Origin of the sequence: Corynebacterium sp. HMSC05E07 (genome assembly GCF_001807225.1) — a bacterium.
Lineage (GTDB): Bacteria > Actinomycetota > Actinomycetes > Mycobacteriales > Mycobacteriaceae > Corynebacterium > Corynebacterium singulare.
Genome location: NZ_KV788202.1, coordinates 154199 through 175301, shown reverse-complemented (window position 1 = coordinate 175301; position 21103 = coordinate 154199). Strand labels below are relative to the sequence as shown.

The following is a 21103-nucleotide window of genomic DNA, read 5'->3' as shown; positions in this document are numbered from 1 at the left end:
ATGACCATTGCCGAAATCATCGCCAGCATTTTGCTGATTCTTGCGACGATTCTCGTCATCGCAACGGTTGTCGCACTGTGGCGCGCCCCTGACGCCCTCACCCGAGTCAATTTGCTTGGGCCGACCGTGGGGCTGGCTGTACCTCTGCTGCTCGTGGCCAAACTCGTCGTGGATTTCGCAGAAAACGGGTTCTCCCTGTGGTCGCTCGTCCGCGTCCTTATTGCCTGCTTTGGCGTGTGGATCATCGGTTCGGTCGGCTCGTTCTACATGGGGCGCTCCATCTACGGCGTAACCGTCACCGACGTGAAATACGCCAAGCGCATGCACCAGCGCGCAGATACCGTCGAGGGCACCGACGAGGACGTGTAGACAGGATAGGATTAACCTCATGAAGCTCATCACTGCCATCGTCAAGCCGTTTACTCTGCCGGATATCCGCGAGGCCTTGGAACAACATAATGTCCACGGACTCACAGTCACTGAGACTCAGGGCTTTGGCCAGCAGCGCGGCCACAGCGAGGTCTACCGCGGCGCTGAGTACGCAACCGACTTCGTGCCCAAGGTCAAACTGGAAATCGTCACCTCCGACGAGCAGGTGGAGGAGATCTTGGCCGCGGTGGTGGACGCTGCTTACACCGGAAAAATCGGCGATGGCAAGATCTGGATCACACCGGTCGAGGACGTGATCCGCGTTCGCACCGGCGAGCGCGGCGACGCCGCCCTTTAAGCGCTTGCTTACTGCCGCCGAGCTGCGCGAGGAGGCCTGCGCGGCGGCCGATCGTCTCACGCAGTCTCTGGTTGTGCCGCCCGGCTGTGCCCTCGCCGCTACGGGCTCCTTTGCCCGCCGCGCCATGACCCCTTTTTCTGATCTCGATCTCATCCTCCTGCACCCCGAAGGAACAACGCTGTCCGAGGATGTGGTGTCGGAGGTCTGGTATCCCATCTGGGATGCCAAGTATCGCCTGGATTATGCGGTGCGCACTCCGAGTGAATTCGCCGCTATCGCCGGATCGGACCCAGCCGCGGGCTTTGCCCAGCTCGATCTATCGTACGTTGCGGGCGATAAGCAGCTGGTTGATTCCACCCGTGCGCAGGTCTATGCCACCTGGCGCCGTCTCCTCCAGGGCAATTTCGATGACTTCGTCGATATCGCGATTGCCCGCTGGCGCCGCTCTGGAACCCTTGCCACGATGACCCATCCGGATATTAAAAATGGGCGCGGGGGCCTGCGCGATATCCAGTTCATTCGTGCGCTGGCCTTGGGAAACCTTGCGGACGCCCCACGGCTTGAGAAGGAGCGAGCATTGCTTCTCGACGTCCGCACGCTCCTCCACGTCACCGCGTGCCGCCACCGCGATGTCCTGGATCCAGAGTTTGCTGCGGAGATAGCCCACGAGCTTGGCTTTGCCGACCGCTATGAGCTGTCGTCGGCGGTGGTCACAGCCGCAGCGGCGGTGGATAAGGCGATGGAGCGGGCGTTGGCGACGGCTCGCGGGCTTGTGGCCAAACGCAGCGCCACGCGTTCCCGGAAACCATTGGATATCGGCGTTGTCGATGTGGACGGCGAGATTCATCTGGCGCGGACGGCGGATCTGACCGAGCCCTGGCTACTACTGCGTGTGGCCGCTGCCGCGGCGCGTTCCGGCCGAACGGTTGCCCCCAAAGTGTGGGAACAATTGCGCGAGGTGCCCGATCTTCCGGATCGCTGGACGGCTGCGGCTACCGACTCCTTCTTCGCCCTTCTGTCCTCACCGGTCCACACACCACGCCTTATTCAGGAGATGGAGACTCATGGCCTGTGGGAGCGCATCGTCCCGGAGTGGTCACACATCCGTGGACTCTTGCCGCGCGAGCGCACTCATGCGCACACCGTGGATTATCACTCAATCCTCACGGTCGCGCGGTGCGCTAACGCCCGCACGTCCGTGGCACGGCCAGATTTATTGCTGTTGGCGGGGCTCTACCATGACATCGGCAAGGGCTATGGGCGCCCGCACGAGCTGGTGGGAGCGGAGATGGTTGCCCGGGCGGCAGCGAAGATGCGCCTTGACCTAGCGGATCGATCTCGCGTGCAGACCGTCGTCGCCGAACACACGACGCTCGCTCGGATCGTGTCGCGCACGGACCCGCTTTCCGACGCCGCCCGAGACGAACTCCTGGAAGCAGTTCGATACGACTACCTCACCCTCGCCCTTCTCGTTGTTCTGGCTAAAGCTGATGCGGAATCGACCGGACCCGGCGTGTGGAACCGGCGTCTTGACCGCGGCATTGATGCAGTCAGTGGCCGTGCCTTTGCACAGCTGAATGGTCTGCGCCCCACGAAGCCGTTGGTGTCGGTTGACCGTGAGATAGGGCTGCGTCACAACCCCGACAAGGACACGTTCACCGTGGTGTGGCGCGGCAGTTACCAACGTGAAGCCGTGCGTCCCCTGGCGCTCATCGCTGCCTTGGGCTGGTTCATTGTTTCTTCGCGTCTCGTCCGCACCGGCGAGGGCTACGCTGGCGAATTCGACGTCCGCGCCTTGCACGGCACCATTGACATGGAAACGGCGGAGGAACACCTTATCCAGTCCTATAAATCCGGAACCTACACAGTGCTGCCGCCCTTTGTGCCGGGGCCTGCGACGGCCATGTGGACCGGGGGAATCTTCGAGATCCGCATCGACGACTACACCGGAACATTGGGGCATGTGCTGGCACTGCTGCCGGACTGCGAGTGGCTCTCAACGAGTACCCCGGGTGCGACGATGGTGCTCCATGCTCTCCCACACGGAGAGATTCCCCGCGCGGCGCTGGTCCGGAATGTGACCCAAGCACTGGTCAACGGCTAAGCTGGGGGAGTTAAAAATTATCGACGATAGTTGAGGGAGCACTCCGACGTGTTTGAGTCTTTGTCTGACCGCTTGCAATCAGCCCTGTCAGGCCTGCGCGGCAAGGGCAAGCTGACCGAAGCGGACATCAATGCCACCGCGCGCGAGATCCGCCTTGCGCTGCTCGAAGCCGATGTCTCGCTCACCGTCGTGCGCGGCTTCATCAAGCGCATCAAGGAACGTGCCGCCGGCGCAGAGGTGTCCGAGGCACTCAACCCGGCGCAGCAGGTCGTCAAGATTGTCAACGAGGAACTCATTGAGATCCTCGGTGGTGAAACCCGCCGCCTCAACCTGGCGAAGAACCCGCCGACCGTCATCATGCTTGCGGGTCTCCAGGGTGCTGGTAAAACCACCCTCGCCGGTAAGCTCTCGAAGCACCTTGCTTCCAAGGGGCATGCCCCGATGCTCGTCGCCTGTGACCTCCAACGCCCAGGCGCCGTGCAGCAGCTGCAGATCGTCGGTGAGCGCGCCGGCGTCGACGTCTTCGCTCCGGACCCGGGCACCTCTCTGGACTCCCTCGAACACGAGATGGGTACCTCGCATGGTGATCCGGTGGACGTCGCCAAGCGCGGCATCGAAGAGGCCAAGCGCACGCAACACGACATCGTCATCATCGATACCGCCGGCCGCCTCGGCATCGACGAAACCTTGATGACGCAGGCGCGCAATATTCGTGACGCCGTCAACCCCGACGAAGTCCTCTTCGTCATCGACTCCATGATTGGTCAGGACGCCGTCCAGACCGCCGAGGCCTTCCGTGACGGCGTGGACTTCACCGGTGTCGTCCTCACCAAGCTGGACGGTGATGCCCGTGGTGGTGCAGCGCTGTCCATCCGTGAGGTCACGGGCAAGCCCATCATGTTTGCCTCCACGGGTGAAAAGCTCGAGGATTTCGATGTCTTCCACCCGGAGCGCATGTCCTCGCGCATCCTGGGCATGGGTGACCTCCTGACACTCATTGAGCAGGCGGAGTCCAAGCTGGATCAGTCCAAGGCGGAAGAAGCCGCCAAGAAGATGGGCTCGGGCGACATGACGCTCAATGACTTCTTGGACATGATGCTCATGGTTCGTAACCTGGGCCCAATGGGCAACCTGCTCAAGATGATGCCGGGCGGCAACAAGATGAATCAGATTGCCGATATGGTCGATGAGAAGCAGCTCGACCGCATTCAAGCCATCATTCGTGGTATGACCCCACAGGAGCGCGAAGACCCGAAGATTCTCAACGCTTCGCGTCGCAAGCGTATCGCTAACGGTTCCGGTGTCTCCGTCTCCGACGTCAACCAGCTCATCGAGCGCTTTACTGAAGCCAAGAAGATGATGGGCCAGATGGCGGGCCGCTTTGGCATGCCGGGCATGGGCGGTGGCCGCTCGGCAACAAAGAAGAAGCCCAAGGGGCGCAAGGGCAAGAACGGCAAGCGCAAGCCGCCGAAGCGTCGCGGCGGCGGTGGCGGTATGCCGGGAATGCCGGGCATGGGTGGCGGCATGCCGTCCATGGAGGAGCTGCAGAAGCAGATGGGCGGCGGCGGAATGCCGGGTCTTGGCGATATGAAGATGCCGAAGGGCATGGAGAATATCGACCTCAACAACCTTGACTTCGGTCAAGGAAAAAAGAAATAGCGTCCGAACGATAGCGGCCCGTGGAGAGAAACTCCACGGGCCGTGTGCGTATGCGGGCTTGACTTAAATTGCCTGGCCCGCCGGATACATCGGGTAGGGGACTGGCCGCGGCGGGGTCGGGGCAGGTGGCGCCGCGGTGGTGGTGTCGGCCGCAGCGGCCTGCGTGGGCATCTCCGGGGCCTCCTGCTGAACCGTTTCACCGTTGAGAATGGGCGTGATGATGTCCCGGATGAGCGGAATCATGGAATCGGCGAAGGCCTTAGTGAAGTGGTGCATATCGCGGTAGACCATCACGTTGCCGATGACAACGGGGCAGTCGCCAGCGTCATTGCAGAACCACTTGGAGGTGTCAACAGCCAGCATGTTTTTGTACTGGGAGAGAACTGCAGCGCCGGGGTCGTAGCTCTCGTAGACCTCTTCGAAGCGCATGCCACAGCCCAGGGAGTCCTTCGTCGCGACGTAGCATTCGTCAAATTCGCGGCCATTGCCTTCATCGTCAAAGCCCCACGGATTGTCGCGGAAACCTACGAAGGGAATCTCGTGCTTGGCCAGCTCATCCCAGAAGGCTTTGTATCCTGGAGGGACGGCGTCAGGGCCGTGGCCGAACGGCTGTCCGGGGCGGGTGGAGGTGGAAACCACCAACGCGGGGTCGGCATCGATCAAGCGCTGGACGACGTGCTTGCTCCACTCGGCGCATTCAGGCTTCACATCGACCTCATCGCCCAACACGATTGGGCAACCTACACGGGTCAAGGGAACGAGCTTAAAACCCATTTCGCGGCCCAAGTAGTCAAGGGCGGAGGAATACTGCTCGGCGTGCGAGCCACCGACCAGGTACACCTCGACATCAGAGTCCATATCGCCGAAGACGCACGGCGTTGTGCCGTCCCTGCGTGTCTCGAAGAAGAAGTCGGTGGGCTGGTCTTCTGGGATGAAGCACCAGTTATCCGCCACTGGTGGGGTGATGCCACGCGCCAGAATGGGATCGGGTTTGACCGCTACGTTGTCTGGGGGCGTGATGTTGAGGGGGAAAGTGGTCGCTCCTGGGTAGAGTGCTGGGTTCAAAACCTCAGCGTCGGCCTCGTCCAAGGTGCGGGCCCACAAGGGTTGAATAGCAATGAGCGCGATGGTGCAGGCAGCTACGACAACGCCACCGACGGCGCGTGTGGCACCAGTAGTGGTGCGCAGATCAGCAAGGCCGCGGCGGACCGGGAGGTCGTCGGCAAGCGGGCGTTTGCGGTGCTGACGCAGGGGCTTCTCGACGAATCGGTGCGTCAAATCCGCCAAACCCAGCGATACCGCAATGATGATGACACCCAGCCACCACGGTGGCGTGTCGAAACCGAGTGCTACCGTGGAGATGATGAGCAGAGGCCAGTGCCACAGGTACAGCGGGTAAGCGATGTCACCGAGCCAGCGTGATGGCCGCGAGGTGAGTACGCGGGAGAAGGAACCACCGGAGCCGATGATGATGAGCACCGCGCCGCCGATTGGCAGCAAAGATAGTGGTCCGGGGAATGCTAGCGTGTCAGAAATGACGAGGCCCGTACCGGCAAGAGCGGCTAGGCCGACGGCGGTGGCAAGGTTCGACAGGTGTTGCGGCATCCGCAGCCGCGAGCCATAAATCACGAGGACGGCGCCAAGTGTCAGCTCCCATGCACGGGACCACGTGGAGTAGTAGTTCGCCGGGGTACCGAACAGTCCGTCGCGGCTGGCGTAAGCGAAGGACGCTACCGTTGCCACGATGAGGATGGGGCCCGCGATGGAGTTCACGGTGGGGAAGCGTTGCGGAGTGAGGCCGGACGGCTTTGGGCGCACACGCATGAACGCTGCAAGGACGAGGGCAAAGAGGATACCGATGAGGTAAAACTGGCCCTGCACCGCCATGGACCACATGTGCTGAAGCGGAGATGTGGTTGCTGATGCCGCAGCATAATCCGCGTCCTGGCGGGTGAGCTCCCAGTTCTGGTAGTAGAACACCGTTGCCGTGATCTGCTTGGTCAACTCAGTATTCATGAGCTCAGGAGCGAAAAGCCGTACCAGGATATAGCTTGCGCCGATAACGAGCACTAGCGCCGGCACGAGGCGGCGAATGGTACGCCAGATGGGCCACCACGGATTGAGCGAGGCATTGGGGCGGGCGGCGTAGCGCAGCTGGGAACCGAGGAAGAAGTAACCGGACAGCAGCAGGAAGACGTCCACGCCACCGGAAACGCGTCCGACGAAAACGTGGTAAATCACGACCAAAGCGATCGCGATGCCACGCAGGCCGTCAAGGTCGTAGCGGTAGCGGAATCTGGAGGGGGCTTGTTGAGTCATAAAGTAAGGTATGTGCGGCAGTGAAATAACCGCATTACAGACTACCCCTTTCGCGGGGTGGGGCCTAATACAGCGATGGGGAAGCGGATTTCCTATTTTCCTTCCTGATCGTTAAGGTTAGTGAGGTTGCCCATGCATCACGCGTAGATGACCGTGGACAACACTGACAACTTCATTTCTGCGTAACGCCGTCACCGCCTACGGACGGCCGGCATGTCACGCGCAGGATAAATCCAAGGGCTGAACCGGCGCGCCGAACCTGGCGCGCGTCTGCACTGCCCGGTGACTAGAAAAGGAGCCAAAACATGGCTGTAAAGATCAAGCTGCAGCGTATCGGTAAAATCCGCAACGCTGAGTACCGCGTCATCGTTGCTGATGCACGCACCCGCCGCTCCGGCAAGGCTATCGAGAACATTGGTATCTACCAGCCGAAGCAGGAGCCGTCCCTGATCCAGATCGATTCCGAGCGCGCGCAGTACTGGCTGGGCGTTGGCGCGCAGCCGACCGAGCCGGTTCTCGCTCTGCTCAAGGTGACCGGTGACTGGCAGAAGCACAAGGGCCTGCCGGGTGCAGAGGGCACCCTGAAGGTTGCTGAGGAGAAGCCGTCCAAGCTGGACCTCTTCAACGCTGCTCTGGCTGAGGCTAACAATGGCCCGACCATCGAGGCCATCACCGAGAAGAAGCGCAAGGCCAAGGAAGAGGCTGAGGCTAAGGCTGCCGCTGAGAAGGCTGCCGAGGAGGCCGCTGCCGCTGAGGCTGCTAAGGCTGAGGAAGAGGCAGCAGAGTCTGAGTCCGCTGAGGCTGAGGAGTCTGCAGAGTCCGCTGAGTAAAAATCTCGCGACTTAAAAAAATTCCCCGTCGACCATCTGGTCGGCGGGGATTTTCTAATTCTTTGGATAGTTGAGGTAAGGATCCGAGGGGTTTTCGAACTCCAAGCCACGGATTGCGGCGGCGAAAACGGACGTCGCGATATCGCGCTTATGCTTATCTGACAGCGATGCTAGGTGGCCGCTTGTGCACAGGACTGTAAAGCCATGGACCGTAGACCATCCAGCGAGGCAGTTCTGCACCATGAACTCCCAGTCGGGTTCTTGGCCGATAGCCCGAGCGTATTGCCCCATGTAGTCATAAAAGTTGAACGCTGCTCGCACGCGCGGATCCTCGCCGGGGCCGTCGGTGGCGGCGGCGAGACCCGCGGGGATATCGAAACCACGGGATGCCATCATGCATTCGAAAAAGTTCTGCTCATCGTGGGCGTAGTCGAAGTAGGCAAAGGCAGCCGCCATCAGCTTGTCCACGATGGAGCCCTCGGTGTCTTGAAAAGCAGCGCTGAGGTTCTCGATGAGTTCGGCGGTGGCGATGTCCGTGACGGAGTCGAGAAGCGAGGATTGGTCTTTGAAGTGGCGGTAGGCTGCGGTGGGGGAGACTCCGACTGCACGGGTCGCGGCCCGGATAGTCACCGCCTGAGGCCCGCCCTCGCGGGCTAGAGTGATGGCCTCGCGGAGGATGGCCTCATGCAGGTTTCCGTGATGGTAAGGCTTAGGGTTGCTCACAATCTAATGATATTACTAAAAGTCTAGACATTCGCGCTAGTGTTCGGTGTTAACATGGTGAGCAGCATGAGCGCTGGTTCCTTGTCGCACGTGACGGCGTGGGGGACGTAGGCTGGCAGGTGCACGATCCGTCCAGGGACCAGTTCTTCCTTATTATCTCCACATCTAAAGGCCACGGATCCTCGCACAACCTGGACAGTGATGGGGTGTGCTGCTTTATGGTCGGGAAGCTGGTGGCCGGGCAAAAAGGAAAAGAGGATGAGATTGGCGCCGTCTGCACTCAAGACTCTCTTGACCGCCGGCCGTGGGCGTTGAGGGTCTGGCTCAGGGGCCTCATCGAGCAGGTTGAGTGTGGTGAGAGCAGAGCCGGTGTGGGCGGCATCTCCAAAGGTGGTGAGGTCATTGATGGGAAGCTCAGTCATACCTTTCTAGGGTAGCCCGTTAAGCTAGCAGGCATGGAACTACTTATTGGTCGCGTGGTGAAGTCCCACGGCATTAAAGGCGAGGTCGCCGTCGAGGTGACTACTGATTCCCCCGAGGCGCGCTATACCGTCGGTGAGGTTCTGCATGGCAAGCAAGGCAAGAAGGAGCACGAGCTCACTATCGCTACGGTGCGTCCTCACAAGGGCCGTCTGCTCATCAGCTTTGACGAGATTCCAGATCGCACGGCTGCGGATTCCCTGCGCGGCACGCAGTTCTTTGCCGCCCCCATCGAGGATTCGGACGATGATGGTTTCTACGATCATGAGCTTGAGGGGCTGCGCGTGATGCTGGATGGCCAGGATAGTGGGGAGGTTACTGGCGTGACCCACGGTCCGACTCAGTCTCTGCTCGAGGTGTCTCTGCACAGCGGCAAGAGCGCCCTTGTGCCTTTCGTGGAGGCGATTGTTCCCGAGGTTGACCTTGAAGCTGGTACCTGCACCATCACGCCGCCGGAGGGGCTGCTCGAGCTATGAGGATTGACGTAGTCACCATCTTCCCTGAGTATCTCGACCCACTGCGCCACGCGCTGCTGGGCAAGGCTATTGAGCAGGGCGCCCTTGCCGTCGGCGTGCATGACCTGCGTCAGTGGGCCACGGACGTGCACAAGTCTGTCGACGATTCTCCCTACGGCGGCGGTCCCGGGATGGTCATGAAGCCCGAGGTGTGGGGCCCTGCGCTTGACGACGTCTCCTCCGGCACCGCCTCCACCACCGATCTCGACAGTGCGCTCCCGCACCTGAGCAAGCCGCGTCACGACGATATCCACGGCGTCGAGGCGCGCGCGTATAACTCAGCCGAGGATGCGGACACGGACAAGCCCTTGCTCATCGTGCCGACCCCGGCCGGTAAGCCTTTTACGCAGGCCGACGCACAGGCGTGGTCGTCGGAGGAACATATTGTGTTTGCGTGTGGGCGCTATGAGGGCATTGACCAGCGCGTGGTTGATGATGCCGCCAAGCGTTACCGTGTGCGGGAGGTGTCCATCGGTGATTATGTACTCATCGGTGGGGAAGTGGCTGTGTTGGTTATCGCGGAGGCCGTGGTGCGCCTCATTCCGGGCGTGCTGGGAAACCGGCGCTCCCACGAGGAAGATTCTTTCTCCGACGGCCTCTTGGAGGGGCCCAGCTATACCAAGCCTCGCGAGTGGCGCGGACTGTCCGTGCCTGAGGTCCTGACCTCAGGCGACCACGCCAAGGTGGATCGCTGGCGTCGCGAGCAGTCTCTGGCGCGTACGCTTGAGCGCCGCCCCGAGCTGTTGGAGGCCGCCGAGCTCGACGCCGCGGACCACAAATTTCTCGACACCCTGAAGGAGAACACTGATGGACGTGAGCACTGACCTGTCGATTCTCATGACCGAGGCCGAATGGAACAAGGTCTTGGCAGATATGCCTGAACGTTTGCGTGAAGGAGGCGTTGAGCCGCGCGATATTAACGCGGAGATTGTGTCCTTTACCTGCGAGCCGGACAATATTCTGGTCAATGAGTACATGGACAATAACGGGCACCCACCGGTAAGCGAGCACGTGTGGCGCGTTATCGTCAACGGTTCATCGGACCTGCCGCTGACGAAGGTCACCGCGGCAGTCGCGGACTGCCTGCCGCCGCATACGCTGTGGTACGGCACCTCTGAAATCGGCCACACCGAGTTTGGGCTAGGCACCTCCTGCGCGTGGCAGGGCGGGGTATAGGGTAGGGAGGTCTTTAAGTCCCCGACCCACTAAGAAGAGGTTTTGTGAACATCGCAGCCACCATCGCCACCGAGCTGGGCGTCAAGGAATCTTTTGTTGCCGCAGTGCTCAAGCTCATGGCAGAAGGCAATACCGTTCCGTTTATTGCCCGCTACCGCAAGGAGGCTACCGGCGGGCTGGATGATTCCCAGTTGCGCGTCATCGAGGAGCGCTCCACGTACCTGCGTGAGCTGGAGGAGCGCAAAGAGACGGTCCTTGCTGCGATTGAGGAGCAGGGCAAGCTGACGGAGGAACTGCGCGCCCTCATTGCGGGGTGTGAGACGAAGGCTCGCCTGGAGGATCTGTACCTGCCCTATAAGAAGCGCCGAAAGACCAAAGCGGATATCGCGCGTGAGGCTGGTCTTGAGCCGCTGACGGACAAGCTCATTGAGAACCCCACGGCAGACCCAGCCGAGTTGGCGGGGGAGTATCTCACCGAAGGGTTTGAGGAGACCAAGAAAGCTTTGGACGGCGCGCGGGCAATCCTCGTGGACCGTTTCGCGCTTGACGCCGACCTAGTGGGTGAGGTGCGCGAGCGCATGTACACCACTGGCTCTATGGCAGCCGGCGTGGTGGAAGGTAAAGAGAATGAGGGCGCGAAATTCAAAGATTACTTCGAGTTCTCTGAACCGTTTGAGAAGCTGCCCTCGCACCGCATCCTGGCGCTGCTGCGCGGCGAGAACGAAGGTGTGCTGCAGCTCAACCTCGATGCCGGCGACGATGCAGTGTATGAGGGCCTCATCGCAGAATGCTTTGACCTCGATGTGGCCACCTCGCGCTGGCTTGCCGACGCCGTCCATTGGGGCTGGCGCACCAAACTTTCCATCTCCTCGGGCCTTGATGTCCGCATGCGCCTCAAAGAGAAGGCCGAGGAAGGCGCACTCAAAGTCTTTGCCACGAACTTGCGCGATGTGCTGCTGGCTGCCCCGGCAGGGCAGCGCGCCACTTTGGGCTTGGACCCGGGCTACCGCAACGGCGTGAAGTGCGCGGTTGTCGACCCCACAGGAAAGGTACTGGACACCACGATAGTCTACCCGCACCAGCCGCAGAAGAAGTGGGCTGAAGCGGTGAGGGAGTTGGCGTCGCTCAGCGCTGCCCATTCCGTCGATCTCATGGCCATCGGAAACGGCACCGCCTCACGCGAGACAGAAAAGCTCGCGGGAGAGGTTGCTGACCTCATCGCGCAAGCAGGTGGCACTCGCCCGAGTCCCGTGGTCGTGTCGGAGGCCGGCGCGTCCGTGTACTCAGCATCGCAGCTGGCTGCTGACGAATTCCCCGACATGGACGTCTCTCTGCGCGGCGCGGTGTCCATTGCGCGCCGCCTCCAGGACCCACTGGCGGAGCTCGTGAAGATTGACCCGAAGGCCATCGGCGTGGGGCAGTACCAGCACGATGTCAACCAGGTTGCGCTGGCTCGTACCCTCGACGGCGTGGTCGAAGATGCCGTCAACGGCGTTGGTGTGGATCTCAACACTGCCTCCGCGCCGTTGCTGGAGCGCGTGGCTGGTGTGAATTCCACGATTGCCGCCAACATTGTTGCTTACCGTGATGAGAACGGCACGTTTGCCTCGCGTAAGGAGCTCAAGAAGGTGCCGCGACTGGGACCGAAGGCTTTTGAGCAGTCCGCCGGATTCCTGCGCATTAATGGCGGTAAGGATCCGCTCGATGCCTCGGCCGTGCACCCGGAGGCCTATCCAGTGGTGGCGCGCATTGCGGAGAAGACTGGGTTGGGTGTCGCGGAGCTCATTGGAAATTCGCGTGTGCTGACCAAGCTCGCACCGGCGGACTTTGCCGATGACACGTTCGGTGTTCCGACCGTCACGGACATCATCGCGGAGCTGGACAAACCAGGCCGTGACCCGCGCCCGGAGTTCAAGACAGCCACCTTCAAGGAAGGCGTGGACAAGGTTTCAGACTTGAAACCCGGCATGATTTTGGAGGGGACCGTCACCAATGTGGCGGCGTTTGGCGCGTTTATCGATGTCGGCGTGCACCAGGACGGCCTCGTCCACGTCTCGGCCATGAGCCATAAGTTCGTCTCCGACCCGCATGAGGTCGTGCGCTCGGGCCAGGTGGTCAAGGTAAAAGTCATGGAGGTCGACGTGGAGCGCCAACGTATTGGTTTATCGCTGCGCCTCGACGATGAACCAGGGTAACCTGCTCCCAAGCGCCGCGGCGGCAGCGGTGGTGGCCGTGGCAATTCCCAGAACTCGCGCCGTAGCTCGAACCGCACGGGCGGCAGCCGTGGCCGCTCAGAACGCGGCGGCGGCTCGATGGCTGATGCCCTCAAGAAAGCGGGCTTTTAGCAGGATGGAGCCCTCGGCTAACCAAACGGTCGAGGGCGCAGGATCGCCGATGGTGCCCACTGGCCACGATGCGTCGGTCACACTTCGCAACCGGAAGGGGGGAATAGAGAAAGCGTAAAACTAACGCCCATAAGTTCACATTAGTAACTCCACTAGTGGTATGTTTGTGGAAACAAATGAAACAGTGGCCTCGCTCACGCTTGGCCTTCCGGTAAAACTCCCTGGAAGGGCGGCTACAAGCGGACCTAAACAATCACTTTGAGGAGGCAGGCATGGACCGTGAAATGGATTCGCGTCACGTGCACGGAGCGAATGGCGCTTCGCCAGTGAAGGGGGGCGGGGGAGCTGAGGGGAGCGAAGCAATGGGGTGGCACCGCGTTCTGGATTGGCGTCCCACGAGCACCTTATCGCGGGTACTCATCGTCTTTCTTCTCGTGGCGCCCATCATCGTCGCCGGCACCATGATGTGGGCAATGTGGGATCCCTCCAAATACATGCGCAACATTGACTTGGCGGTGGTGAATGAAGATGTGGGCGTTGATAAGCAAGGTGAGTTCACCAACTACGGCGATCAGGTCGTAGAAGGCCTCATGGAAACGGAGTACCTCAACTTTGCGGAGGTCACTAAGGAAGACGGCGATGAGGGCCTCTTGAAGGGGAAGTACCTCATGGTGGTGACCATCCCCAAGAACTTCTCCGAGCAGGCGGTCACCATCATCAGCGATAAGCCCGTGAAACCGGAGATTCATTTCGCCACCAACGATTACTACGGCACGAATGGTTCGGTAATTTCTTCGAGCCTCATCCCGCAAGTGCAGACCAGTGTGGAAAACGCGATTTCTAAAAAATATGCAGATCAGGTCATTGAGGGGCTGAATAAACTTAGTGATGGGCTGGGGACAGCCGCTGAAGGAGCAGGACGTCTTGATGAAGGAGCAGGCAAACTGCAGGACGGAGGCGGGCGGGCTGTCGAAGGTATCGCGAAGCTCGATGCCGGTGCAGGGGATCTCAACGATGGAACCGGCCAGCTGGTGAACGGTACGACCCGCTTGAATGACGGCGTCGGGCGCCTTGGCGCCGGTGCCGCACAACTGGATGACGGTGCCGCTCAGCTTGCGGACGGTTCGGACAAGCTGCTTGCAGGAACCGGGCGCCTTGCTGATGGCGCGGGACAAATCGATGGGGGCGTCAACCAGCTCACCGGTATGCTCATCCCGCTGCTCAAGCAGGCCCAGATGGTGGTCCCGAGCTTGGTACAGCTTGTTGATGTCTTGCGTAGTCTCGGCATGGCTGAGCAAGCCGATCAGCTCTACTCGCTGGTGTCGAAATTAGATCCGGCGGCAAGCGGAAACATGGTGGCGCAACTCGAGAAGCTGGCAGAAGGCACCGGGCAGTTGTACTACAACCTGTCCGACCCGAACTCGGAATACCTCGGTGGTATGACCGCACTGAATGACGGTGCCCATCGGCTGGCTGGCGGAACAAAGGAACTACGTAGCGGTGTAGGTGAGCTGAGCAACGGTGCCGCCCAGCTGCAGGATGGTGCTTCCCGCCTTCATGAGGGCACGGGCACGCTTAAGGACGGTACGAGCCAGCTTGCTGCTGGCGGAACCGAACTGAAGGATGGCATGGATCAGCTCAAAGCGGGGTCCAACGAATTGGCCACCAAACTTGCTGACGGTGCCGCCAAGGCCCCATCCATTACCCAGCCGGACACGTCCGCTCGCAACATGGCCGTGCCCATCAACTTCACCTCCTCAAATGTGCACCCGGTACAGACCGTGATCAACCCGGTCGATCCGACGCAGAAGACCATCACAGGTGGTGCCTCCATGCTCTTCGTTCTGGTCTTCGGCTTCCTTGTCATGCTGCTCCTCGCGATGACGTTGCCGTACTACCTAGGCCGTCGCGGCCAGGTCGCTACCAGCCCGGTACGCGGTATCCTTGCGGCCTTCGGCGTGGTGACGGGACTGAATCTCCTCGTGCTGGCCTTTATGGCCTTCATGTCCTCCACCATGGGGTGGGCTCCCGCAAGCTGGCCGATGATAATGCTGGTCATCGCAGCGATTGCTGCCGTGGGTGCTGCAACGTATCAGTTCTTCCTCGTGACCTTTGGTCGGAAGATTGGGGCCATTTTTGCGGTGGTCGCATTTGCACTAGGAGTCATGGTCTTCGGCGGAGTCTGGCCGGTGGCTGCGATTCCGCGCCCGCTGAGTGTGCTGCATCCGTTCCATCCGATGTCTTATGCGAAGAATGCGTTCACCCGCGCCACCGACGGCATCCACGACGGCACGTTCTGGGCCGGTATCGTAGTTCTGTTCATCGTGACTGCCCTGGCGCTGGTTGCATCGTGTGCGGTGTTCCGTGCCCGCCACCACGGCACTGCCCGCGTTCTGGATGAGCACCTTTTCCGCCCGAACGTTGTAGCAGGGGCCTAAAACATTGCGGGGTAGGCGGTGAGACCGCCGGGCAGGTTGCGCAGCTCAATGCCCATGTCAGCGGCTAGATCTGCGTAGCGCAGGGCGAATCCAGCGCTGCGTCCGCCTGAGGGACAGGCCACATAAACCAGTGAGGAGTCGCAGGACAACAGGGCGCCGCGGACGGAGTCATCGTCGGAGACGGTGTGCCAGGGCAGCGACACCGCGGGGGCTGGTGCGGTGGGGGTGTCGGAGATGTCGAGGAGGCAGGCGTGGCCGCTGCGAAGCTCAGGCGGTAGCGAAGGTTGGCCCGGAAGCGCGGTGACGAGTGCGCGGTCAGGGTCGGCACCCACCTGTAGTGTGCGAAAGCTGCCGGGAAGAGCCTCGTAGGACGTTACGCGTCCCACGAGCTCCGAGTGGTGCGGCAGCTGCGCGAGTGCGGCAATGGTGGCTGTGGCCATGATCCCAGCTATCACTGATGTCGTCGCTCCCAGTACGCCGGCGGTGGAGCATTCGAGCGCTTCGCCGTGGGGAGGCTCGGGGAAGAGATCACGCAGGCCCACGCCGCGGCCGTCGATGCAGTCTGTACCGGAGTGCCATAGCCCGGCCTGCCCACCATAACGAAGCACGGTTCCCCAGGCCAGCGGGGTCGAGGTGATTTCGCAGGCATCGGCGACGAGGTACTTCGTGTCGAAGGTATCGGAGCCGTCGAGAACGAGGTCGGCGCCAGTGCACAGATCAAGCACGGAGGAGGAATCTAGGCGCTTCTTCAGCGGGGTGATAGTGAGCTCGGGGTTGAGCTCACTGGCGCGGGCGGCAGCCACATCCGCCTTGGGCTTACCGACGTCTCCCGTACCAAACAGCACCTGCCTGTGCAGGTTGCTCACATCGATGGTGTCGGAATCGATGAGCGTGATGTGCCCGATTCCAGCCGCAGCCAGCTGTTGGAGGGCCGGGCAGCCGAGCCCTCCAGCGCCGACAATAAGGACGTGGGCGGCGTGCAGTCTCTCTTGGGCTTCGTCGCCGAAGCCGGGCAGGATACGCTGGCGGGCGGTGCGGGCGCGTTCGGTATCGCTGAGCACTGAGACCTCCGTGTCGTCGTGGTGTGGTGCGACTACAAAACCTGGTCAGCCCAGTTCGCTAGACCGTCGAAGGTGGACGATGCTTGGGCATGTTCGCGCTGGGGGATGCGTCCAGCGCTGCGGGCGAGCCTGCCGGCCTCCACTGCGTGGCGCATCGCGGTGGCCATGGCTTCGGGGTCTTGGCAGCGGTTGACCGCGCTGGCAAGAAGAACACCGGAGCACCCCAGCTCCATGGCGAGGGCGGCGTCGGAGGCGGTTCCTATGCCGGCGTCGACAAGCACGGGCACCGACGCACGCGAGCAGATGAGCTCGAGGTTGTGTGGGTTGAGAATGCCCAGGCCGGTGCCGATTGGGGCGCCGAGCGGCATGACGGCCGCAGCCCCGGCATCCTCGAGGCGCTGCGCGGCTACGGGATCGTCGCTGGTGTAGGCCAACACAGTGAAACCATCGGACGCGAGGAGTTCTGTGGCGTCGAGGGTTTCGAGGACGTCGGGTAGCAGCGTGTGTTCGTCGGCGATGACCTCGACCTTGACCCACGAGGTGCCCAAGGCTTCGCGGGCCATACGGGCGGTGAGCACGGCCTCGCGTGCGGTGCGACAGCCGGCGGTGTTGGGCAGCGGGGCGATGTTCAGTCGGCGCAATAAGTCGAAGACGCTCTCGCCGCTACTGGTGCCGGTGTGGCGCCGCATGGCTACAGTGGTGAGCTCCGTGCCGGAGGCAACCAGTGCGCGTTCCAAGGCATCGTGGCTGGTGGCACCGCCAGTGCCCATGATGAGGTGGGAGGAAAAAGTGGTATCAGCAATAGTGAGCATTTAGCCTCCTTGGACAGCAGTGAGGATTTCAACGACAGCGCCTTCCATGAGCTCAGTGGCTTCCCATCGCGAGCGCGGCACGACCTGCTCGGCGAGTGCGACGGCAGTGCCGTCGGCGGCGATGCCTTTCTCATCCAGCAGCTCGGCGACGGTGGACGCTGAGGTGTCATAGGGTTGGCCGTTGAGGGTGAGGATCATGGTGTCTCCTTGAAGTGTCGCAAGGGCGAACAGGCGGTGAGATCGATGCTGGACTCGGCGTGCTCGATGAGCTCTCGTGTGCAGCGCGCTGCGAGGGCTGTGAGCAGGATGCCGTGGCGGAAATAACCGGTAGATACGATGAGCTTAGCGCCCACGCGTCCCAGGTAGGGCAGGTCATCCGGGGTGCCTGGGCGGGCACCTGCACTGGCCTCAAGGAATTCGCATTCCTCGACGGCAGGGAGAATACGTAGGGCATCGCGCAGCAAGGCATAAACTCCGCCGGCCTGGGCAGAAGTGAGCGAATCCTCCCGGGTCGTGGCACCGATGGCCAGAGTGCCATCGAAGCGAGGAATGAGGTAGACGGGACGGTCCTCCACGAAACCACGAACCACGCGGGTCAAAAGCGGCTGTAGGTGATCCGGCACCCGCAAGCGCAGGATGTCGCCGTACACTGGGCGCAACTGGAGGGGCATGCGGGCAAGTCCCGCGGACTCAGCCCAGTCGATGTCGCGCTCCCCGAGGCCAGCGGCGAGCACGACGTCGTCGGCCTGGAAATCACCTACCGGGGTGGTGACGGTACCCGTGGAGGCATCGATAGCCTGGGCCGGCGTGCGAAACAGACGCACGCCCAGCGCTTGTGCGGCGCTACCGAGGGCCTCCGCCCACTGGCGAGGAAAAACCTGTGTGTCGCCCGGAATACTCACTGCGCCGGCTAGACGCGGAGAGAGAAGCGGCTCGGAGCGGCGGGCCTCGCGCACGGTGACGCGCTCGACCTCCATGCCGTGGAGGGATTGATAATCGGCCAGTTCAGTGAGATGCTGCGCGTCTGCGCGATCAGCCGCGACGACAAGCGTGCCCTCCGCGCGGTAGCCCGTGGGCACATCCGTGTGAGCGGAAACGAGGTCAATGAGCTCTGGGTACCACGCACTCGAGGCGCGCATGAGAGGAAAAAGCGGATCTTGTTGGTAGACCACCTCGGCAGCGGGCGCGAGCATGCCGCCGGCATGGTGTGTGGCGCCCGAAGCCGGTGCTGGGTCGAGCACGGTGACCTCGTGGCCGTGGGCGGCTAGCTCCACGGCGGTGGCCAGACCCACCACCCCCGCACCAACAACGATGACTTGAGAGTGCGTCGTGGTGCTCATCGCGAACCTTCATCGAAGCCGGAAATCAGCGACCGGCAGTAGGCTTCCGGGTCGGTGGCGTGCATGATGCCGCGCACTACGGCCAGGCCAGCAACACCCGTGGCCGCGAGGTCGGCGGCATCATCAGCGGTGACATCCCCAATGGCCACGAGCGGGACACGGGACAGTTCGGCTAGTTCGGGATAGGCCTCAAGGCCCAGCGGCGCGCGGCCGGAATCTTTTGTCGGCGTCGCCCGGAACGGCCCGCAGCCGATGTAATCGATAAGGTCAGCTACCTGGTTGGCGTTCTCCACGAGCTCGCGGGTGCCCGTGGTGAGCCCAATGATGGCTTCCGGTCCCAGCACGGCTCGAGCCTGCGCCACGGGGAGATCATCCTGGCCAATATGGACACCATGAACCGGCTCGCCGTCGTGGCGCAGCGCGAGGGCGACGTCGACGCGGTCGTCGATAAGCACACGCGTTTCTGGGTTGGCCGATGCCACCGCGCGGGCGACCTCCTTACCCAACAGGTAGAGATCGCGCGCTGTAATCGGCTTTGAACGCACCTGCACCACCCCGGCTCCGCCCCGGGCTGCTGCCGCAGCGATGCGCACGACTTCCGCTTGGGAGTCCGCGGCGCCCGTGACGAAATAGCAGCGCAGATCAGGCATGCGCGGTGTCTTCCTTCTGGTAAAGCTGTGAGCCCTGGGCCTTGAACTCCGCCGACTTGCGCTCTTCGCCCGCGCGGGCGGCAGCAACCACGTCTGGGTCGACGTAGGCCTGCCCCGGGAAGCTGGGCATGCCGAGGGAATCGGAGAAGGTGTCGCGGATGTCCTGGCTGATGCGCATGGAACAGAACTTCGGCCCGCACATGGAACAGAAGTGGGCGGTCTTCGCTGGCTCCGCGGGCAGGGTCTCGTCGTGGTAGGCCTGTGCGGTATCCGGGTCGAGGGAGAGAGCGAACTGGTCGTGCCAGCGGAACTCGAAGCGGGCCTTGCTCATCGCGTCATCCCAGGCGCGCGCCCCGGGGTGGCCTTTCGCCACGTCGGCAGCATGGGCGGCCAACTTGTAGGTAATGACACCGGTCTTGACGTCATCACGGTTGGGCAGGCCCAGGTGCTCCTTAGGGGTGACGTAGCACAGCATTGCCGTACCACCCATGGCGATATTCGCCGCACCAATCGCCGAGGTGATGTGGTCGTATCCCGGCGCGATGTCGGTGACCAGAGGGCCCAGCGTGTAGAAGGGGGCATCAGAAGCCCAATCCTGCTCCAGCTCGTTGTTTTCCTGAACCATGTTGAGCGGGACGTGACCGGGGCCCTCCACCATGACCTGGACGTCGTACTCCCAGGCGCGCCGGGTGAGCTCACCGATGGTCTTGAGCTCCGCGAACTGGGCGGTGTCATTGGCATCGGCGAGGGAGCCCGGACGCAGGCCGTCGCCGAGTGAGAAGGCGACGTCGTAGCGTGCGAAAATCTCACAGAGCTCGTCGAAGTTCTCGTAAAGGAAGGATTCCTTGTGGTGCGCAAGGCACCAGCCCGCCATGATGGAGCCGCCGCGAGAAACAATGCCCGTCACGCGCTCGGTGGTGAGCGGCACGTAGGGCAGCAGAACGCCGGCATGGATGGTCATATAATCCACGCCCTGCTCGCACTGCTCAATGACGGTATCGCGGAAGATCTCCCAGGTCAGGTCTTCTGCCACGCCGTTCACCTTCTCCAGAGCCTGGTAGATGGGCACGGTGCCAATCGGGACGGGGGAGTTGCGCAGAATCCACTCGCGGGTGGTGTGGATGTCATCGCCGGTGGACAGATCCATGACAGTATCCGCGCCCCAGCGCGTGGCCCAGCGTAGCTTCGAGACCTCTTCGGCGATGGAGGACGTCACCGCGGAGTTTCCGATATTGGCGTTGATCTTGGTGAGGAACTTGCGGCCGATGATCATCGGCTCCGACTCGGGGTGGTTGACGTTGTTGGGCAGGATGGCACGCCCGCGCGCGATTTCGGAGCGGACGAACTCTGGGTCGCAGTGCTCGCGGAGTGCTACAAACTCCATTTCCTTGGTGATGATGCCCTGGCGCGCGTAGTGCATCTGGGTGACGCGCTTGCCCTCCTTCGAACGCAGCGGCTGTCGGCGCTCACCTTTCCATTCCTGAGAGGCGGCACCGCGGCGCTCGGCGGAGCGGCCATCGTCGGCGAGGTTGCGGGCTCGGCCCTCGTACTCTTCGACGTCCCCACGCTCCGCGATCCACTCCGCGCGCAGCGCCGGAAGTCCTACCTCGGGCTCGCACTCTGGGCCGCGGGTGCGGTAGACGCGGAAGGGCTCGTTGGGCCCGGTGGGGGAATCATCCAGCTGGATTTCGGTCTCTGGGACCTCAAGGCCGTTCTCCCGAATGGGGGCGTAGGTGTGCTTGGGGTGGATTTCTCCGAGATCGGAATTGTGGGTTGGGTGATGGGTAGCCGTCATGGCTGCTCCTCTCTTCCTTCGCTGGTGCTAACCAGACAGGTTCGAACGGTGCAGGCGCGGTGTCAGCGCCACTCTCAGCCCACTTCCTGTGGGCACCCGTGGGGTATCAGTGCGTTACCCACCTTAGAA

At 62.1% G+C, this 21103-nt stretch carries 18 protein-coding genes, 1 pseudogene and 1 riboswitch; of the genes and pseudogenes, 10 read left to right on the top strand and 9 right to left on the bottom strand.

Annotation, left to right across the window (positions count from 1 at the left end; genetic code table 11):
* From HMPREF3149_RS01030 to ffh, 4 genes are read left to right on the top strand one after another with little or no spacing between them, the layout of a single operon-like run.
* Positions 1-369 (top strand): Na+/H+ antiporter subunit G, encoded by a 369-nt coding sequence (locus tag HMPREF3149_RS01030; protein ID WP_070535852.1) that lies wholly within the window; start codon positions 1-3, stop codon positions 367-369.
* A 19-nt stretch (positions 370-388) separates the two neighbouring features.
* Positions 389-727 carry a P-II family nitrogen regulator gene (locus HMPREF3149_RS01025; RefSeq protein ID WP_042531414.1) on the top strand — a complete coding sequence of 113 codons (339 nt, stop codon included), beginning with the start codon at positions 389-391 and terminating at the stop codon, positions 725-727.
* Between the two features lie 4 nt (positions 728-731).
* The gene (locus HMPREF3149_RS01020; RefSeq protein WP_070535849.1) at positions 732-2831 is read left to right on the top strand and encodes a [protein-PII] uridylyltransferase; all 2100 of its coding nucleotides are present in this window, start codon (positions 732-734) and stop codon (positions 2829-2831) included.
* Positions 2832-2879: 48 nt separating this feature from the next.
* The gene (gene ffh / locus HMPREF3149_RS01015; RefSeq protein WP_070535846.1) at positions 2880-4490 is read left to right on the top strand and encodes a signal recognition particle protein; all 1611 of its coding nucleotides are present in this window, start codon (positions 2880-2882) and stop codon (positions 4488-4490) included.
* 63 nt (positions 4491-4553) lie between these two features.
* Here ffh and HMPREF3149_RS01010 read toward each other — a convergent pair whose 3' ends face one another.
* Positions 4554-6809 (bottom strand): acyltransferase family protein, encoded by a 2256-nt coding sequence (locus HMPREF3149_RS01010; RefSeq protein WP_042531410.1) that lies wholly within the window; start codon positions 6807-6809, stop codon positions 4554-4556.
* A 305-nt stretch (positions 6810-7114) separates the two neighbouring features.
* Here HMPREF3149_RS01010 and rpsP point away from each other — a divergent pair, with 305 nt between their 5' ends.
* On the top strand, positions 7115-7639 hold the full coding sequence (gene rpsP / locus HMPREF3149_RS01005) for a 30S ribosomal protein S16 (protein ID WP_042531408.1): 525 nt from the start codon (positions 7115-7117) through the stop codon (positions 7637-7639).
* A 54-nt stretch (positions 7640-7693) separates the two neighbouring features.
* On the opposite strand, the gene HMPREF3149_RS01000 is transcribed toward rpsP, so the two are convergent.
* Together HMPREF3149_RS01000 and HMPREF3149_RS00995 are read right to left on the bottom strand one after the other, a co-directional pair.
* The gene (locus HMPREF3149_RS01000) at positions 7694-8362 is read right to left on the bottom strand and encodes a TetR/AcrR family transcriptional regulator (protein WP_070535843.1); all 669 of its coding nucleotides are present in this window, start codon (positions 8360-8362) and stop codon (positions 7694-7696) included.
* Between the two features lie 23 nt (positions 8363-8385).
* Positions 8386-8784: a cupin domain-containing protein gene (locus HMPREF3149_RS00995; protein ID WP_042531404.1), complete on the bottom strand. Its 399-nt coding sequence runs from the start codon at positions 8782-8784 to the stop codon at positions 8386-8388.
* A 33-nt stretch (positions 8785-8817) separates the two neighbouring features.
* Here HMPREF3149_RS00995 and rimM point away from each other — a divergent pair, with 33 nt between their 5' ends.
* The 5 genes and pseudogenes from rimM (at position 8818) to HMPREF3149_RS00970 (ending at position 15316) form a co-directional block, all read left to right on the top strand.
* Positions 8818-9318 carry a ribosome maturation factor RimM gene (gene rimM, locus HMPREF3149_RS00990; protein ID WP_070535840.1) on the top strand — a complete coding sequence of 167 codons (501 nt, stop codon included), beginning with the start codon at positions 8818-8820 and terminating at the stop codon, positions 9316-9318.
* The gene (gene trmD / locus HMPREF3149_RS00985) at positions 9315-10181 is read left to right on the top strand and encodes a tRNA (guanosine(37)-N1)-methyltransferase TrmD (RefSeq protein WP_070535837.1); all 867 of its coding nucleotides are present in this window, start codon (positions 9315-9317) and stop codon (positions 10179-10181) included. The genes rimM and trmD overlap by 4 nt, the downstream gene beginning before the upstream one ends.
* Positions 10165-10533 carry a hypothetical protein gene (locus tag HMPREF3149_RS00980; RefSeq protein ID WP_070535834.1) on the top strand — a complete coding sequence of 123 codons (369 nt, stop codon included), beginning with the start codon at positions 10165-10167 and terminating at the stop codon, positions 10531-10533. The genes trmD and HMPREF3149_RS00980 overlap by 17 nt, the downstream gene beginning before the upstream one ends.
* Before the next feature lie 44 nt (positions 10534-10577).
* Positions 10578-12725, top strand: a pseudogene (locus tag HMPREF3149_RS00975) (Tex family protein); the annotation flags it as partial.
* A 515-nt stretch (positions 12726-13240) separates the two neighbouring features.
* Positions 13241-15316 (top strand): YhgE/Pip domain-containing protein, encoded by a 2076-nt coding sequence (locus HMPREF3149_RS00970; protein WP_246819907.1) that lies wholly within the window; start codon positions 13241-13243, stop codon positions 15314-15316.
* On the opposite strand, the gene HMPREF3149_RS00965 is transcribed toward HMPREF3149_RS00970, so the two are convergent.
* The 6 genes from HMPREF3149_RS00965 to thiC all read right to left on the bottom strand — a co-directional run bounded on the left by HMPREF3149_RS00965 (position 15313) and on the right by thiC (position 20974).
* Positions 15313-16377: a ThiF family adenylyltransferase gene (locus HMPREF3149_RS00965; protein ID WP_070535828.1), complete on the bottom strand. Its 1065-nt coding sequence runs from the start codon at positions 16375-16377 to the stop codon at positions 15313-15315. The two genes, HMPREF3149_RS00970 and HMPREF3149_RS00965, sit on opposite strands and share 4 nt — an antisense overlap.
* A gap of 32 nt (positions 16378-16409) precedes the next feature.
* Positions 16410-17189 carry a thiazole synthase gene (locus HMPREF3149_RS00960; RefSeq protein WP_070535825.1) on the bottom strand — a complete coding sequence of 260 codons (780 nt, stop codon included), beginning with the start codon at positions 17187-17189 and terminating at the stop codon, positions 16410-16412.
* The gene (thiS, locus tag HMPREF3149_RS00955) at positions 17190-17387 is read right to left on the bottom strand and encodes a sulfur carrier protein ThiS (RefSeq protein ID WP_070535823.1); all 198 of its coding nucleotides are present in this window, start codon (positions 17385-17387) and stop codon (positions 17190-17192) included. It abuts the gene before it with no gap.
* Positions 17384-18529 carry a glycine oxidase ThiO gene (gene thiO, locus HMPREF3149_RS00950; RefSeq protein WP_070535820.1) on the bottom strand — a complete coding sequence of 382 codons (1146 nt, stop codon included), beginning with the start codon at positions 18527-18529 and terminating at the stop codon, positions 17384-17386. Before thiO ends, thiS begins: the two co-directional genes overlap by 4 nt.
* Positions 18526-19179 carry a thiamine phosphate synthase gene (locus tag HMPREF3149_RS00945; RefSeq protein ID WP_070535817.1) on the bottom strand — a complete coding sequence of 218 codons (654 nt, stop codon included), beginning with the start codon at positions 19177-19179 and terminating at the stop codon, positions 18526-18528. The genes thiO and HMPREF3149_RS00945 overlap by 4 nt, the downstream gene beginning before the upstream one ends.
* On the bottom strand, positions 19172-20974 hold the full coding sequence (thiC, locus tag HMPREF3149_RS00940; protein WP_070535814.1) for a phosphomethylpyrimidine synthase ThiC: 1803 nt from the start codon (positions 20972-20974) through the stop codon (positions 19172-19174). Before thiC ends, HMPREF3149_RS00945 begins: the two co-directional genes overlap by 8 nt.
* A riboswitch (TPP riboswitch) is annotated at positions 20970-21084 on the bottom strand. (Overlaps the previous gene by 5 nt.)
* Positions 21085-21103: the final 19 nt, after the last annotated feature.